At 63.6% G+C, this 14,991-nt stretch carries 15 protein-coding genes and 1 tRNA gene; 8 read left to right on the top strand and 8 right to left on the bottom strand.

Translation table 11 applies throughout. The annotated features are described in order from the left end of the window. Positions 1-218: 218 nt before the first annotated feature. Positions 219-2,642 (bottom strand): enoyl-CoA hydratase/isomerase family protein, encoded by a 2,424-nt coding sequence (locus LAN61_04060; protein ID MBZ5539678.1) that lies wholly within the window; start codon positions 2,640-2,642, stop codon positions 219-221. Positions 2,643-2,751: 109 nt separating this feature from the next. Here LAN61_04060 and LAN61_04055 point away from each other — a divergent pair, with 109 nt between their 5' ends. Then, entirely contained in the window at positions 2,752-3,633 is an 882-nt protein-coding gene (locus LAN61_04055; protein ID MBZ5539677.1) for a patatin-like phospholipase family protein, read from the top strand. Between the two features lie 155 nt (positions 3,634-3,788). On the opposite strand, the gene LAN61_04050 is transcribed toward LAN61_04055, so the two are convergent. Further along, positions 3,789-4,058, bottom strand: a complete 270-nt coding sequence (locus LAN61_04050) for a hypothetical protein (GenBank protein MBZ5539676.1) — start codon at positions 4,056-4,058, stop codon at positions 3,789-3,791. 230 nt (positions 4,059-4,288) lie between these two features. On the opposite strand from LAN61_04050, the gene LAN61_04045 reads away from it, so the two are divergent. Next, positions 4,289-6,061 (top strand): phosphoenolpyruvate carboxykinase (GTP), encoded by a 1,773-nt coding sequence (locus tag LAN61_04045; GenBank protein MBZ5539675.1) that lies wholly within the window; start codon positions 4,289-4,291, stop codon positions 6,059-6,061. Positions 6,062-6,141: 80 nt separating this feature from the next. Here LAN61_04045 and LAN61_04040 read toward each other — a convergent pair whose 3' ends face one another. Next, the gene (locus LAN61_04040) at positions 6,142-6,384 is read right to left on the bottom strand and encodes a hypothetical protein (GenBank protein ID MBZ5539674.1); all 243 of its coding nucleotides are present in this window, start codon (positions 6,382-6,384) and stop codon (positions 6,142-6,144) included. 349 nt (positions 6,385-6,733) lie between these two features. Between LAN61_04040 and LAN61_04035 the strand changes: the two genes are divergently transcribed. Beyond that, complete coding sequence (locus tag LAN61_04035; protein MBZ5539673.1) at positions 6,734-7,195, top strand: peroxiredoxin; 462 nt, start codon at positions 6,734-6,736, stop codon at positions 7,193-7,195. A gap of 166 nt (positions 7,196-7,361) precedes the next feature. On the opposite strand, the gene LAN61_04030 is transcribed toward LAN61_04035, so the two are convergent. The 3 genes from LAN61_04030 to LAN61_04020 form a co-directional block, all read right to left on the bottom strand. After that, entirely contained in the window at positions 7,362-7,736 is a 375-nt protein-coding gene (locus LAN61_04030) for an amidohydrolase family protein (GenBank protein MBZ5539672.1), read from the bottom strand. 222 nt (positions 7,737-7,958) lie between these two features. Continuing rightward, positions 7,959-8,486, bottom strand: coding sequence for a c-type cytochrome (locus LAN61_04025; protein ID MBZ5539671.1), 528 nt, complete (start codon positions 8,484-8,486; stop codon positions 7,959-7,961). A 41-nt stretch (positions 8,487-8,527) separates the two neighbouring features. Continuing rightward, positions 8,528-9,904, bottom strand: coding sequence for an Nramp family divalent metal transporter (locus tag LAN61_04020; GenBank protein MBZ5539670.1), 1,377 nt, complete (start codon positions 9,902-9,904; stop codon positions 8,528-8,530). Positions 9,905-10,099: 195 nt separating this feature from the next. Here LAN61_04020 and LAN61_04015 point away from each other — a divergent pair, with 195 nt between their 5' ends. From LAN61_04015 to LAN61_04000, 4 genes are all read left to right on the top strand, one after another. Continuing rightward, the gene (locus tag LAN61_04015) at positions 10,100-10,396 is read left to right on the top strand and encodes a DUF3467 domain-containing protein (protein ID MBZ5539669.1); all 297 of its coding nucleotides are present in this window, start codon (positions 10,100-10,102) and stop codon (positions 10,394-10,396) included. 73 nt (positions 10,397-10,469) lie between these two features. After that, a tRNA-Ile gene (locus tag LAN61_04010) sits at positions 10,470-10,546 on the top strand. Between the two features lie 494 nt (positions 10,547-11,040). Continuing rightward, entirely contained in the window at positions 11,041-11,424 is a 384-nt protein-coding gene (locus LAN61_04005; GenBank protein ID MBZ5539668.1) for a PilZ domain-containing protein, read from the top strand. Between the two features lie 48 nt (positions 11,425-11,472). Then, entirely contained in the window at positions 11,473-11,790 is a 318-nt protein-coding gene (locus tag LAN61_04000; GenBank protein ID MBZ5539667.1) for a PilZ domain-containing protein, read from the top strand. An 84-nt stretch (positions 11,791-11,874) separates the two neighbouring features. Here LAN61_04000 and LAN61_03995 read toward each other — a convergent pair whose 3' ends face one another. Both LAN61_03995 and LAN61_03990 read right to left on the bottom strand, forming a co-directional pair. Further along, complete coding sequence (locus LAN61_03995; protein MBZ5539666.1) at positions 11,875-13,533, bottom strand: GMC family oxidoreductase; 1,659 nt, start codon at positions 13,531-13,533, stop codon at positions 11,875-11,877. Continuing rightward, a complete protein-coding gene (locus LAN61_03990; protein MBZ5539665.1) occupies positions 13,530-14,186 on the bottom strand; it encodes a gluconate 2-dehydrogenase subunit 3 family protein in 657 nt (218 codons plus the stop codon). Before LAN61_03990 ends, LAN61_03995 begins: the two co-directional genes overlap by 4 nt. Positions 14,187-14,373: 187 nt before the next feature. On the opposite strand from LAN61_03990, the gene LAN61_03985 reads away from it, so the two are divergent. Then, positions 14,374-14,991 carry a CDP-alcohol phosphatidyltransferase family protein gene (locus LAN61_03985; GenBank protein ID MBZ5539664.1) on the top strand — a complete coding sequence of 206 codons (618 nt, stop codon included), beginning with the start codon at positions 14,374-14,376 and terminating at the stop codon, positions 14,989-14,991.

Here is a 14,991-nt window from a genome sequence, read left to right as displayed (position 1 = left end):
AAGCAGAGAACGCAGAGGGTACGCGGAGAAGAAGGGAGAGATAGTTTCAATGGGCGTGCGAGAAGGATGGATTGCAACTTTTCGGGGATAACTGCAGAGCGGGCGGGGCCCCGACTGCTGTCGGGGGGCAAGGCCAGCCCCGCCCCTACAGCGACTTCCTAAGCCATGCGAGCAATTCCAGGCTGGGAACTATTGCCAGGTATCTGCGCAACACAACATTAGTTGCGGAGGGGCTTGCCGGTTTTCAGGGTGTGGGCGATGCGTTCCTGGGTCTTTTTCTCGCCGCAGAGGGAGACGAAGGCTTCGCGCTCGAGATCCAGGACGTACTGTTCGCTGACGAGTTGCGGAACGCTCAAGGCGCCGCCGGCGAGAATGTGCGCGAGCTTGCGGGCCACGTGGGCGTCGTACTCGCTGGCGTAGCCGCCGCGCAGAAGCATGTGAATGGCGAGCTTGGCGCCGGAGAGGAACTGTTCGCCGAGGACGCGAATCTGCGTTGCGGCGGCGCCTTCGGCGGGGGTGGCCGCAGCGGGGCGATAGCCGGTGCGGACGAGGGCCAGCGCGGCTTCCTTGGCGTCGGCCACGAGGCGGTCGCGGTTCAGGGAGACGCCGTCGGCGGGGCGCAAAAAGCCGAGCGAGCGGCACTCCTCGGCGCTGGTGCCGACCTTGGCCATGGCAATGGTTTCGAAGACGGGCTTGAGGGCGTGGAAGAGGTCGAGGTCCTCGCCACCCGCGGCGTGTTCGTTGGCGCGGATCAGCATTTCCTTGGTGCCGCCGCCGCCGGGGATGAGGCCGACGCCGGCCTCGACGAGGCCGATGTAGGCTTCCGCGGCGGCCTGGATCTTTGCGCCGTGCAGGCTGATCTCGCAGCCGCCGCCGAGGGCCATGCCCTGGGGAGCGGCGACGACGGGCTTGGGAGCGTACTTGAGGGCCAGATTGACGTTCTGAAACTGGCGGACGGCGAGGTGCAGGTCGTCCCACTCCTGCTCCTGGGCGGCGACGAGAACCAGCATGAGATTGGCGCCCACGGAAAAATTGATGGCCTGGTTGGCGATGACCATGGCGTCGAAATCGGTTTCCAGGCGTTTCACGCCCTTGTGCAACATGGCCACCAGGTCGCCGCCAATGGCGTTCATCTTGGCGTGGAATTCGCAGCAGACAACGCCGTCGCCGAGGTCGATGAGGCTGGCACCGGCGTTGCGGTCCACTTCGCGGCTGGCGTCTTTCAGTGATTTCAGGATGAGGATGCCCGGCGGCTCTGCGACGGGCCTGGCGGCGGCGCTGGCGAGATCGAAGCAGGCCGTTTTGCCCTTCTCCGTCGTGTAGAAGGAGTCGCGGCCGGAGGCGAGCAGTTTGCTGAGGAGCGGGGGGAGCGAGCGGCCTTCCTTTTCGATTTGCCCGGCGAAGGCGCGCACGCCGATGGCGTCCATCAGCTCGAAGGGGCCGAGTTCCCAGCCGAAGCCCCAGCGCATGGCGCGGTCCACGTCGGCGAGGCTGTCGGAAATTTCCGGGACGCGGCGCGCCGCGTAGAGGCACATCTCGGAAAGTCCGCCCCAGATGAATTTCTGGGCCTTGTCGGCGGGCTGCGCGGCGAGGATGGGGGTCACCAGCGCGCGCAGACGCTCGCGGGTGTCCTCGATGGACTTGCCCAGTTCGAGAGAGGCGAATCTGGCCTTCTGCTTGGGGCGGTACTCGAGGGTGTTGACGTCGAGGGTGAGGATTTCGCTGGAGCCGTCTTTTTTGACGCGCTGGTAGAAACCCTTGCCGGTTTTGTCGCCAAGCATGCCGCGGCGGGCCATCTCTTCGAGGAGCGCGGGAACGCGGTAGCTCTCGCGAGATTCGTCGTGGGGAATGTTTTCGTAGATGTTTTTGACGACGTGGAGAAGGACATCGAGGCCGACGATGTCCGCGGTGCGGAAGGTGGCGGACTTGGGCCAGCCGACGGCCGGGCCGGTGCAGGCGTCCACTTCCTCGACGGTCAGGCCCAGCGCGGCCATGAGGCGCAGGGCGTTGAGCATGGAAAAGGTGCCGATGCGGTTGGCGATGAAGTTGGGGGTGTCCTTGGCGACGACGACGCCCTTGCCGAGGCGGCGGTCGCAGAAATCGCCGAGGGTTTCGAGGACGGCGGGGAGCGTTTTGGGGCCGGGGATGAGCTCGACGAGCTTGAGGTAGCGCGGAGGATTGAAGAAGTGCGTGCCGGCCCAATGCTGCTGAAACTCCTCGGGAAGGCCTTCGGCGATGAGGTGGATGGGCAGGCCGGAGGTGTTGGTGGAGACGATGGCGCCGGGCTTGCGGTGCTGGGCGACGCGGGCGAGGAGCTGGCGCTTGATCTCCAGATTTTCCGCGACGACTTCGATGATCCAATCGGCTTCGGCGCAGCGGGCGAGATCGTCATCGAAATTGCCGATGGCAATGCGCTCGGCGAAAGAGGGATGGAAGAAGGCGGCGGGGCGCGATTTCCTGGCGGCGTCGAGGCCGGCGCGGACGATGCGGTTGCGCTCGGCGGGCGGCGCGCCGGGAGCGAGATCCGGGGGCACGATATCGAGGAGGATGCAGGGCAATCCGGCGTTGGCCAGATGCGCGGCGATGCGCGAACCCATGGTGCCCGCGCCCAGAACTACGGCCTTCTCGATGCGACGTTTCATGGCAGGGTTTCTCCCGGGATCTGCGTGACAGGGCAGGTTACAAAACCGATATCCCCGGGTCAAACGATACCTCGCTTCAGGGCCCGCGTCACGATAGAGTTTAGGGAGGATGCTGGCACGCAAAGTGAATACGGCAATCGGCTGGCTGCGCGGGGCGGCGGACAGGGTGCGCACGTTCGGCACTCCCGAGGAGGAGCCGGAACGCGCGCGCCCGCGCATCGGCCTGGCGCTTTCCGGGGGATTTGCGCGGGGGATCGCGCACATCGGGGTGCTGCGGGTGCTGCGCGCCGCGAATATTCCGATCGACTGCGTGGCCGGGACCAGCGTGGGCTCGCTGCTCGGTGCGGTGTACTGCGCGGGAACGCCGCTGGAGGAGATGGAACGGATCGCCCGCGAGACGACGTTTGCGGATTTCGGGCGCTGGACACCCTCGTGGCTGGGCCTGGCCACCAACAAACGCATGGAAACGTATCTGGAGCGGCTGACGTCGGTGCGCACGTTCGAGGAGATGGTCACCCCGTTTGCGATCGCGGCGACGGATCTGAACGCCGGAGTGGCGGCGTATTACACGCGCGGCCCGGTCGGGCCGCCGATGCGCGGCTCCTGCGCCTACCCCGGGCTGTTCGTGCCGGTGCAGTACGAAGGCCGCACGCTGGTGGACGGATTCCTCGCAGCGCCGGTACCGGTGGAAGGCGCGCTGCTGCTCGGCGCGGACATTGTCATCGCGGTGTATCTGGAAGCCGGCAACGTGGCAAATGCACGGACGGTGGGCGACGTCATCAGCCGGTCGTTCAATATCATCCAGGGGCATGCGGACCTGGTGTGGCGGCAGCAGGCGGACGTGCTGATCGAGCCGGACGTGAGCCCATTCGTGTGGGATGACTTCACGCAAACGCCGGAACTGGTGGCCGCCGGCGAAGCCGCGGCCATGCGCGCGCTGCCGCAGATCCGGGCAAAAATAGCGGCGTTCCGGAAGGAAGCGGCGGGATAGGGCGCGGGAAGGCGGAACCGGTGGCGGAAAGCGAAGAGAGATTTCCCGCTCCGTAAGAGCATTCGAAGCGCCCCGGTACAAACCACCGGGATGCAAAATGCGCACAAGAATCGCGCTTCGCTCGAAATGACGGCGCTTACTGAATTTTTTCCAATTTAGGAGGCAGCTTGCAGGGTGGCGAGGACCTCGACGGGCTGGCCATGGCCCTTGCCGCGCTGCGTGAGCCATGCCGAGAAGGCCGCGGCAAAGCGCTCCGGTGTAGTGCGGAAGCTGATTTCCACGCGGCCTTCGGCGGTGGGGAGCGTGTCATCGAACTCGGCGGCATTGGTGAAGTTGCGCATGCAGAATTGATCCAGCCACTCGAGCGGGCAGGGGCGCCGCTTCCCTGCAATGACGACATCCACGGCCAGTTTCTGCGCGTACATGAGTAGATGATACCACCCAGGGCGAAACCGCCGGAAAATGGCGGGGAGTTTGCCGCTTCGCCACAGCCCGGACGAGGCGTTGCACCATTCCCGAAAAAGAGAGATGGAATTCTTGCCATCGGGCGAAGGGCTACCGTACACTGGTGCGTTAAAATGAACGCACTGCCCGCCAGGCTAATCTAGCAACCACACCACCATCGCGTGCGTGAAGCCTGGCGAGGCCGCATCCCATGGCCAGGGAGGCCCCCGTGAGCACCCCTCTTGAAAGCTGGGTAGAGGAAACCGCGCGACTGACAAAGCCGGAACACATCGTTTTCTGCGACGGTTCGGGGGAGGAGAACGAGCGCATGCTCGCGGAGATGGTGCGCGAGGGGGACACGCTGGAGCTGAACCCCAAGACTTACCCGCATTGCTACCTGCACCGCAGCAACCCCAACGACGTGGCGCGCACCGAGCAGGTGACGTTTATCTGCTCGCGGAAGCGGGAAGACGCCGGACCGACCAATAACTGGATGGCGCCGGAAGAAGCGAAGCAGAAGATGATTGCGCTGTGCGACGGGTCGATGCGCGGGCGCACGATGTACGTGGTGCCGTACATCATGGGGCCGGCGCGCTCGCCGATCAGCAAGGTGGGCGTGGAGATCACGGACAGCGCATACGTGGTGGCCAGCATGCGCATCATGTCGCGCATGGGCAAGGTGGCCATGGAGCGGCTGGGGAGCTCCCCGGAATTCGTGCCGGGACTGCACGCGCTGCTGGACGTGAACCCCGAGCGGCGCTTCGTCATGCACTTCCCCGAGGAAAAGCTGATCTGGAGCGTGGGATCGGGCTACGGGGGGAATGCGCTGCTGGGGAAGAAATGCCTGGCGCTGCGCATCGCCAGCGTGATGGCGCGGGAGCAGGGCTGGATGGCGGAGCACATGCTCATCCTGGGGCTGGAAGCGCCCAACGGAAAAGTGACGTACATGGCCGCGGCGTTTCCGAGCGCGTGCGGGAAGACGAACCTGGCGATGATGGTCTCGGCGCTGGAAGGCCAGGGCTACCGGGTGTGGACGGTGGGCGACGACATCAGCTGGATGCAGATCGGAGCGGACGGCTACCTGCGGGCCATCAACCCGGAAGCGGGATTTTTCGGGGTGGCGCCGGGAACGGGGAAGCACACCAATCCCAACGTGATGGATGCGATCCGCAAGAATGCGCTGTTCACCAACGTGGCGTTGACGCCGGAGCGCGAGCCGTGGTGGGAAGGCATCGAAAGCGAGCCGCCGGCGGGAATGATCGACTGGAAGGGAAAGAAGTGGGATCCGTCGCAGGGCCCGGCGGCGCATCCAAATTCACGCTATACCGTGCCGGCGCAGCAATCGCCCTGCATCTCGCCGAACTGGGAATCGCCGGAAGGCGTGCCGATCTCGGCGTTCATTTTCGGGGGGCGGCGCGCGCGGATGGCGCCGCTGGTGTACGAATCGTTTGACTGGCAGCACGGGGTGTTCGTGGGCGCGACGATGGCTTCGGAAACGACGGCGGCGGCAACGGGCGCGGTGGGCGTGGTGCGGCGTGACCCCATGGCCATGCTGCCCTTCTGCGGCTACAACATGGCGGATTATTTCGGGCACTGGCTGGAGATGGGCAGGCGCATCCCGCACGCGCCGAAGATTTTCCACGTGAACTGGTTCCGGCGGGACACCAGCGGGAAGTTTCTGTGGCCGGGGTTCGGAGAAAACGTGCGCGTGCTGAAGTGGATCCTGGAGCGCGTGGAGGGACGCGGCGAAGCGCAGGAGACGCCGATCGGCTATGTGCCGGCGCGCAGCGCGCTGACACTGGACGGCCTGGCGCTCGCGCATGGCGCCGTGGATGAACTGCTGCGCGTGAATCCGGCGGACTGGGAGCCGGAGCTCGCGGACACCAGGCAGTTTCTTGCAAAGTTCGGCGAACGCCTGCCGAAGGAACTTCTGGACGAGCACCATAAGCTGGCGCAGCGCTTTCAGCGAGCCGTGCCGGCCTGAGAACAATTCTTCGCCAATCGTAAACGTAATTGCCAGGCACGCTCCGCGCGCAGCAGGAGGAGGTGTGCCGCAAGGTCCGGCTAGAGGATGACGGAGATGGTTTCGTCGATGCGGACGTGGGTGGCGGGGATGCCGTTGATGGCGTAGGAGTCGCCGTTGGACTCGGTGAAGTGGAAGAAGCGGCTGATGTGGTAGTCCTCGTCGCAGGAGGAGAAGAGGCGCTCGGTTTCGCCGGGGGAGAGAGCGAAGGCAGAGAGAGGCACGGGCGTGCCGAAGGCGCCGGCGAGGGCGCAATAGCGGTCGACGAGTTCGGCAAGGGTCAACAATGGATTGGGGGACCGCACAGCGGCCGACGCCTGGAGCGGCTGCGCGACAGGGGACGTCGCGCGTGGCTGCGGAGCGGGGGACGGGGCACGGCGAGTGGCTGGTGAACTCATAATAATGCGCGACCGCACAGCGAACATTCTTCCGGGCGACCGCACAGCTTGCTGCACGGCCTCCTGCGGCGGAGTGTACTGCTGGGAGGGAGAGAAGAAAAGAGGCAAGAACCAAAAGCGCGGAGAAGAGGAAGAAAAGATCGGAAATCGGGAAGAACGAAGCGCGCGAAGGGTTTGTGGCGCCGGGCGGGTTTCGCTATCATCGTAGGGCGACTTCGCAAACGGAGGAAGAGACATGGCTATCGCAGTCGGACAGGCGGCACCGGATTTCGTGTTAAAGGATCAGAGCCAGAAAGAAGTGAAGCTTTCGGAATTTGCCGGGAAGAAGAAGGTCGTCCTGGTGTTTTACCCGCTGGACTGGAGCCCGGTGTGCACGAACGAGCACGCCTGCTTCGTGAACGACATGAAGGATTTCGAGAAGCTGGACGCGGAAGTGCTGGGCGTGAGCGTGGACAGCGTATGGTCGCACAAGGCCTACGCGGAAAAGATGGGGATCAAATATTCGCTGCTGGCGGATTTCCAGCCGCGCGGGGCGATGGCCGAGAAGTACGGCGTGTACCTGGCGGAAAAGGGGATCACGGGGCGGGCGATCGTGATCATTGACAAGGCGGGCAAGGTGGCGTGGTTCAAGAACTACGACATCCCCTCCGTGCCGGACATCAAGGAAGTGGCGGCGGCGCTGGCGCAGGTGAAGTAAGAGAAAGATTAGCCACAGAGACACCGAGACACAGAGGTACGGAAAGAAAAATGGGACGGCCCTGAATCGCGGGATTCAGGGCCGTTTCCATTTTGGGGATGCTCCGCGGCAAACGCGCCGGGGAAAAGAACCGGCGGGACGCCGGCGCTACCCGGGACTGGGTCGCTTAGCGGGCGGCGAGGTCGTTGCGGACGACGGAGCCGCCCTTCATGACGAATTTGACGGATTCGAGGACGCGCACGTCGGCGAGGGGATCACCGGAGACGGCGATGAGGTCGGCGTAGCGTCCTTTTTCGAGGGAACCGATCTTATCGGCCAGGCCGAGGAGGTCGGCGGCGTTGACGGTGGCGGCCTGGATGGCGTCGAGGGGTTGCATGCCCCACTCGACCATTTTGGCGAACTGCTTGGCATTGTCGCCGTGCGGGTAGACGCCGCCGTCGGTGCCGAAGGCCATCCTGGCGCCGCCCCGGAAGGCGCGGCGGAAATTTTCGCGCTGCAGGCGGCCGATCTTCTTTTCCTTCTCGATGGATTCGGGGAGCATGCCAACCTTCCCTGGCGCGGTGCGCTGCGATACAGGCGCGCCCTGCAAAAGACCGGCGAAAAAGCATGCGGTGGTTGCAAGCGCTGACGTTGAGATCCTTTCCGGCAGGAGCCGGAATCTTTCCGACAAGGTCGGAATCCGCGATCGGTCGTCCCGGTAAAAAACACCGGGACTCAGGATGACAATGCCTGCCTTTTGCGCCTGGCTTCTAAGCGCAGTGTTTTAGCGCGGGCTGGTTGCGACGGGACGGCTCTCGGGGGCGGGCTGCTTTCCCAAAGCAGGCTGCGCTTCGGAGGCGGGCGGCGTTTCCGGCGCGGAGGATTTCCGGGCGAAGCTACGGATGAGGAGGACCAGCTGCCAGCGCTGTTCCTCGGTCAATCGGCTACGAAAGGAAGGCATCGGCCTGCGCCCCTTGCTGATCTTGAAGAAAAGCTCGCCGTCGCTGACGGCGTTCATGCGCGGGGCATCGGTGAAGCTGGCGGGCGGGGGATCGTGCCTCTTGCCCTCGGGGCCGTCGCCCTTGCCCGTCGGGCCGTGACACTGCGCGCATTTGTCGCGGTAGGTCGTGGCCGCCGCCTGCAGCGCGGCCGCGGAGGGCGGGAGCGGATTTTTCCGCTGTTTGGCTTCCTCGGGGACGTTCCAGTCGCTCTTCTGCAGGGCGGCAAAGACGATGGCGATGGCGATCGCGGCGAAGATGCAGGCCAGAAGGAATTTGCGCAGGCGGAGACTTCTTCGGCGATTCGGATCCATAGGCGGAGAAATTTTCGCACATCCGCAGCAGGGCGGGAAGCTCAGGAGTGGAAGGTGAGCCAGAGGAGCTCGGCGTTGAAGCCGACGATGGCGATGGCGACGACCCAGGCACAGGCCGCGGTCCAACGGGAGTTGGCGAATTCGCCCATGCGGGCGGGGTCGTTGGTAAAGCGGATGAGCGGGATGACGGCGAAGGGCAGCTGAAAACTGAGAACCACCTGACTGAAGATGAGCAAGGCCGTGGCCTTCCCCTCCCCGGCAATGCCGATGACGATGGCCGCGGGCACGATGGCCAGGGAGCGGGTGATGAGGCGGCGCAGCCAGGGCTTGAGGCGCAGGTTGAGGAAGCCTTCCATGACGATCTGACCGGCGAGCGTGCCGGTGAGCGTGGAATTCTGCCCGGAGGCGAGCAGGGCCAAGGCGAAAAGAGTGCTGGCCAGGCTGGCGCCGAGGACCGGGGTCAATAGTTTGTAAGCGTCGCCGATCTCCGCCACCTGGGTCATGCCGCGGGAGTGAAAGGCGGCGGCGCCGAGGACCAGGATGGCGGCGTTGATGAACAGGGCGACGAAGAGGGCGGCGGTGGAGTCGAAGATGGCGTAGCGCACGGCCTCGCGTTTTTCCGGGACGGAGGCGCCAAAGGCGCGGGTCTGCACGATGCTGGAGTGGAGATAGAGATTGTGGGGCATGACCGTGGCGCCGAGGATGCCGATGGCCAGATAAAGCATCTCGCGATTGCGCAGGATCTCCAGTTGCGGGATGTAGCCGTGGGCGGCTTCCAGCCACAGGGGACGGGCGAAGAAGATTTCATAGGCGAAGCAGCCGGCGATGGTGGCCGTGAGGGTAACGACAAAGATCTCGATCAGGCGGAAGCCGCGGTTCTGCATGGCCAGCACCAGGAGCACATCCAAGCCGGTGAGGAAGACGCCGGCGAGAAGCGGCAGGCCGAAGAGCAGCTTCAGCGCCACGGCGGAGCCCAGGACTTCGGCAAGGTCGCAGGCGGCGATGGCGACTTCGCAAAGCACCCAGAGCACGAAGTTGATGCGGCGCGAATACTGGCTGCGGCAGGACTGGGCGAGGTCGCGACCGGTGACAATGCCGAGCTTGGCGGCCAGCCCCTGCAGGAGCATGGCCATGCAGTTGCTGAGGAGGACGACGCTGAGCAGGGTATAGCCGAATTTGGAGCCGGCGCCGATATCCGTGGCCCAGTTGCCGGGGTCCATGTAGCCGACGGCGACCAGGTAGCCCGGTCCGGCGAAAGCCAGCATCTTGCGCAGCCAGGAGGCGCCGTGGGCGAAGGGCACGGTGCGGTAGACCTCGGGGAGCGACGGTACAGGGGCCCTGGGGGGCTCCGCTGCGGGAGCGGGGGCTCCGCCGGCGGGGGTTAAGGCGTCGAGTTCGGGAGGAACCGTGGGTGTCATAGCCGAAAGGAGCCGGGCCTAAGTTAACCACGCTAAATCTATAAATGAAACTATACTTAATGCCGGGCCGTGTCAATGGCCCCGCAGACCCCTTTGTGCATTTTGCCAGCCTCTGCGGCTCCCTTCGCGAGGGCCCGGCAGCGGAAGCGGCGCGGGTATGATACTTTCGTGGGGATATTCCGGGAGAGGGCGACGATGGAAGAACAGAGGCAGGTACAAATCAAGGCGGACGAAAAAGAGCTGCAGGGGCAATACAGCAACCTGGTGATGATCCACCACAACGTGGAGGAGTTCACGCTCAACTACATCTACATTTTCCCCAACGGCGCGCAGGGCAAGCTGCTGGCGAGCATGATCGTCAGCCCGGCGCACGCCAAGCGCATCCACCGGGCGCTGGGGGAGAACATCGCGCGCTATGAGGCGCAGTTTGGCACCATCAAAGAGGCGCCGGAGGGAGGCACGCCGGTGCCCAACGTGGGGTTTGTGCAGTAGAAACGGGCGGGCAAGCAGCCGGGGATGCAGAAACCGCCCGGGCGTGCTAGAATTTTTGAGTTGTTGTTGGAGTGGGCCTGTAGCTCAGGTGGCTAGAGCGCGCCCCTGATAAGGGCGAGGTCGGTGGTTCAAGTCCACCCAGGCCCACCATTCCTTCCTTTCGCGTTTTCAGTGCTTCCCTTCGCATGCTCAGGATAAGCAAGTCCACCCAGGCCACCTTACCCCTCGTTAGCACCCTGCTTTTCGGCGGTAGTTCCGTTCGCTGCGCTCAGGATGCGCACCTCCACCCAAGCGCGGAGAATCGAGGCGAAGGGTCTCATCTTGAGATCGCTGATGATAACCCCTTCTATCTGCAGGTACCTCTGAAGGAATAAGCGGAATGTTTTTCAGAAGAGATACCAGGAAAAGTGCTGGGCCGAGAGTACTACCTTGCTTGCCAGCTCTTTGGTACCGCCAACCTATTCTTTTTGTGGAAATTAGCTCATATGATGTGACTGATGTGGACATGGTTCGAGCTCCCTGCGTCAACTACTTCCTGTGCCCATTTTGGCTGCCTGTTCGTACGTGCCTTGACGCTAAAGCCGGTCCGCAGGGGAAAGACCTAGGACAGGGTCCGGCAATTCCGGAGAGAGGATTCAGCCGCCATGCCAATCCTTCACTTCCGTAGCGTAGAACGCCGCCGTACCGCGCGAGTGACACTTCCTATCAGGTTGGTAGTCTCCGGCCACACAGAGACGAGCGAGAAATTCAGTGTCAAGACGCGTTCTCTCTCTGTGAGTGGCCATGGCGGGTTGCTGTCGCTCGATGCCACAGTGGTTGTCGGGCAGACGTTCCAGTTGATCAACGAAAATAATCAGCGGGAAGCGGAGTGCAAAGTCGTCTCCATTCGGCGGGGCCGTGACGGCAAGACGAATGTGGCATTCGAATTCGTAGATCCGCAAACAAACTTTTGGAATATGTTTTTCCCGGCCGTGGAGGTGAAACCATTGCGACGGGCGGGGCCTTCGAGAATTTCCGTGTGCGATTGAGACTGCACACGTATCACAGCTTTGCGAACTCTTAGACGGAGATTCCAAATGCAATCCGGACGACACCGCGCACGCCGATACCCCTTCGCCGCCAGAATTGAGCTGATTGACCTGCAATCAGAAGCTGAGACGCAAGGGCAAACCAGAGACCTAAGCCTGTTTGGCTGCAGCGTGAACACGTTAAAACCCTGGAAGGTAGGAACAAGAGTCCGAGTCAGAATCCTGCACAAGGGTGTCGTCTTCGTGGCTTTGGGCCGGGTAGCGAATACTCGGGCAAATGCCGGCATGGGGGTGATCTTCACCACCATCGAAGCGAAGAATCAGATGTCTCTCGAGAAGTGGATCGATGAGCTGAGAGGGCAGTGAAGACTGGAATGATAAATGCAATGGTTGGTCATCTGAACGCCATATCGCCAGCCGATAACTGCGGTACCGTGTCGCGCTTCGGCGCTAGAGCGCGCCGCGTTTGGCGAGGGCGGTGATGCGGTCGGCGGCGCGATAGGCCAGCGCCTGGATGGTCATAGTGGGCTGGCCGCGGCCGGAGGTGACCAGGCTGCTGCCATCGCAGAGGAAAAGATTGGGCACGTCGTGGGTGCGGTGATCGGGATTGATCACCGAAGATTTCGGGTCCTTGCCCATACGGCAGGTGCCCAGCAGATGAACGGCGATCTCGCTTTCCTCGATCGGGAAGTGCCACTTCTTGCGGGCCCCGGCGGCCTCCAGCAATTCGAGCGCGCGGTCATTGATCCAGTGCATGGTCTGGAGATCGTCGGGATGATCCTTGTAGGTCATGCGCAGCGCGGGAAGCCCCCAGGCGTCCTTCAGGCCGGGGTCGAGTGAAAAGCTGTTGGACTCAACCGGGAGCGAAGTGCTGTGTCCCATGACCTGCATGGTCCGGGTGTAGGAGTCCCGCAGGACGTCCTTGAAGCCCTTGCCCCACGGCGGCGTTCCAGGAGGAAGAGCAGCCAGGGCGAAGGAGATGGGCGGAAGATCAAACCGGGCATCCAGACCGCCTCCTCCGTAAAAGCCGAGCTTCCGCGTGTCCAGCTCGTAAAAATCATGGAGGACGCGGCTGACGGCAAAACCCTTGTAGTCGTTGAGAGGGTGTTCGAAAACGCCGAGCGCGAAGGATCCGCCATTGAGCATGAGGTATTTGCCGACCAGGCCGCTGGAGTTGGCCAGGCCGTTGGGAAACTGTTTGCTGGCGGAGAGAAGAAGTAAACGCGGGGTTTCCGCTCCGTTGGCACAGACGATGACGGTCCTGGCGCGCTGCAGATGGGCATGGCGCTGGGAATCGAAATAGACGGCGCCGGTGACGCGCCCGGCGGCATTGGTCTCGATGCGGTGCACATAGCAATTGGGGCGAATCTCGCAGCGGCCGGTCTTCAGGGCCATGGGGATTACGCTGGACAAGGAGGTGGACTTCGCCCCGACCTCGCAGCCGAAGAATTCGCACGAGCCACAATGAATGCAGGCGCTGCGGCCGGCGCGCGGCTGGGAAAGGATGGCCATCGGCGCGGGAAACGGATTCCAGCCGAGCTTGCGGGCGGCCCGCTCGAAGATCACGCCGGAGGATTTCACCGGCAGGGGCGGCATGGGATAGGGCTTGGAGCGCGGGGGATCGAAGGGGCTGGCGCCGGCGAGGCCGGAAACCCCGATCTCCCATTCGACCTTGGTGTAGTAGGGCTCGAGGTCGGCGTAGGTAATGGGCCAGTCGGCAAAGCCGGTGCCGGGGATGGCGCCGAGCTTGCTGCGCTCGATGAAGTCGATTTCGTGGAAGCGCCAGAAATTGGCGGTGAAATGGACGCTGCTGCCACCGACGCAGCGGCCATAGATGACCGCGGGCTGCTGCTTGGCTTGCTCCCCGGGGGTCTTGCGGAACGTGTTGGGCTGGGACTTCCAGTCGTTGGTCAGCGCGTGTTCGTTGAGAACTTCTATTTCATCGTGGGAGAAGTCCGCTTCGGTCCGATAGGGCCCTTGTTCGAGGACCACGACGCGAAAACCGTTGGCGGCAAGCTCTTTGGCCATGACCCCACCCGCGGCGCCGGAGCCGATGATGACGAAATCCACCTCGTCCGAGGTCTTGTAAAGCGGCTGGACAGGCTTCATTTCTTTTCTGTCTCCCGGGTAACCGGCTGCCAGCCGGGATAATCCTTGTCGTAATAGCCGAAGGGCGGGTCAAAGGAGTGCTCGTCTTCGCGGCCGATGAAGCGCCAGCCTACCCCGCCGGGGTTGCCGCCGCGCAAAGGATTGGCCAGAAAACCGGCGATGGTGTGAACGCGCAGCACAGCCAGAAAGGAGGGCTCGGCGGATCCCGGATCAAAGGGTCCCCAGCCTTGATGAGTCTGATCTTCCATGGCGTGCAGGACCGCATCCTGCTGCTCCGGTGTGGCTGCGGAGAATTTTTCTGTGCCGGGAAGCATGGCGCGGACCTTGGCCTGCATTTCCGGGAGCCCCTTTTGGTAGGTCTTGAGGGAATCGGCGGCAAAGGTCTTCAGGGCGCGGTCGATGAAGTAAGCAACTCCGGCTTCGCGCGCGCCCGGCAGGTCGTCGGTGGGAATGATGCGCGCGGCCGCGGCTGCAATTTCCACGGCGTCTTCGGCAGAGAAAACCTCAAATTTCGGCGGGGCGGAGGAACGGACAGCTTCGTGGCCGTGCTGTGCGGCGGAAGCGATTTCCGGCCAGTGGAGAGCGAGCCAAGCCGCCGGGATGCCCCTCAGCCCCTGGGCGAGGAAGCGGCGGCGTGCGAATACAGATTGCATTTCAGTACCCTCGCAAAGGCGTCCGAAACTCTATGCCGCAGGGCGATACGGGTCAAGCAAAAAGGCGGCAAACGACTCCCGCACATGGCACCGGAGGACCAGCGCGTTTGCGGAGCGGCGGCGGGCTAGTGTAGGATGCCGCAGAAACAGAAACGACCGCGCGAAGCGGGGTGATGGGCGCACAGGCATGGCTACGTTCACAGGAGCGATCGGCACCGGCAGCAAATGGCTGCTCGACAAGATTGTGGGGGCGCTGGCGGCGACCGGGATCAACCCCAACTTCCTGACCTTCCTCGGGCTGGTGGTGAATTTCGGAGCGGCGGCGATGTTCGCCACGGGGCGCTTTCGCACCGGGGCGATCATCATTTTCTTCGCGGGCTTCCTGGACATGCTGGACGGGCAGGTGGCGCGGCGGCAGAACCGGGTGACGGCCTTCGGGGCGTTCTACGACTCGACGCTGGACCGCTACGCGGACATGGCGCTGTACATGGGGCTGCTGGTCTATTATTCGGTGAGCGGGCGGACGCCCTACGTGGCGCTGGCGGCAGTGGCAACGGCGGGTTCGGTGATGGTGAGCTACGCGCGGGCGCGCGCGGAATCGCTGATCCCGCTGTGCAAGGCGGGCTTCATGGAGCGGCCGGAGCGGCTGGTGCTGCTGATCATCGGGGGGATGTTCAACCGCATGGGGCCGGTGCTGTGGGTAATTGCAGTGGTGTCGACGATCACGGTGATCCACCGGATCGTCTTCACGTGGCAGGAAACGCGCGCCGGGCGCACCCTGCCCGGGATCAAGCTGAGCCTCTGA

The sequence above is a fragment of the Terriglobia bacterium genome (genome assembly GCA_020072785.1).
Classification (GTDB): domain Bacteria; phylum Acidobacteriota; class Terriglobia; order Acidiferrales; family UBA7541; genus Acidiferrum.
Note: the sequence above shows the minus strand (reverse complement) of the source record. Positions and strands in the feature narration are given on the sequence as shown.

Excerpts from the sequence above, each read along its gene's own strand:
- LAN61_04060 (MBZ5539678.1), bottom strand. The coding sequence starts at position 2,642 with ATGAAACGTCGCATCGAGAAGGCCGTAGTTCTGGGCGCGGGCACCATG.
- LAN61_04055 (MBZ5539677.1), top strand. The coding sequence starts at position 2,752 with ATGCTGGCACGCAAAGTGAATACGGCAATCGGCTGGCTGCGCGGGGCG.
- LAN61_04050 (MBZ5539676.1), bottom strand. The coding sequence starts at position 4,058 with ATGTACGCGCAGAAACTGGCCGTGGATGTCGTCATTGCAGGGAAGCGG.
- LAN61_04045 (MBZ5539675.1), top strand. The coding sequence starts at position 4,289 with ATGGCCAGGGAGGCCCCCGTGAGCACCCCTCTTGAAAGCTGGGTAGAG.
- LAN61_04035 (MBZ5539673.1), top strand. The coding sequence starts at position 6,734 with ATGGCTATCGCAGTCGGACAGGCGGCACCGGATTTCGTGTTAAAGGAT.
- LAN61_04030 (MBZ5539672.1), bottom strand. The coding sequence starts at position 7,736 with ATGCTCCCCGAATCCATCGAGAAGGAAAAGAAGATCGGCCGCCTGCAG.
- LAN61_04025 (MBZ5539671.1), bottom strand. The coding sequence starts at position 8,486 with ATGGATCCGAATCGCCGAAGAAGTCTCCGCCTGCGCAAATTCCTTCTG.
- LAN61_04020 (MBZ5539670.1), bottom strand. The coding sequence starts at position 9,904 with ATGACACCCACGGTTCCTCCCGAACTCGACGCCTTAACCCCCGCCGGC.
- LAN61_04015 (MBZ5539669.1), top strand. The coding sequence starts at position 10,100 with ATGGAAGAACAGAGGCAGGTACAAATCAAGGCGGACGAAAAAGAGCTG.
- LAN61_04005 (MBZ5539668.1), top strand. The coding sequence starts at position 11,041 with ATGCCAATCCTTCACTTCCGTAGCGTAGAACGCCGCCGTACCGCGCGA.
- LAN61_04000 (MBZ5539667.1), top strand. The coding sequence starts at position 11,473 with ATGCAATCCGGACGACACCGCGCACGCCGATACCCCTTCGCCGCCAGA.
- LAN61_03995 (MBZ5539666.1), bottom strand. The coding sequence starts at position 13,533 with ATGAAGCCTGTCCAGCCGCTTTACAAGACCTCGGACGAGGTGGATTTC.
- LAN61_03990 (MBZ5539665.1), bottom strand. The coding sequence starts at position 14,186 with ATGCAATCTGTATTCGCACGCCGCCGCTTCCTCGCCCAGGGGCTGAGG.
- LAN61_03985 (MBZ5539664.1), top strand. The coding sequence starts at position 14,374 with ATGGCTACGTTCACAGGAGCGATCGGCACCGGCAGCAAATGGCTGCTC.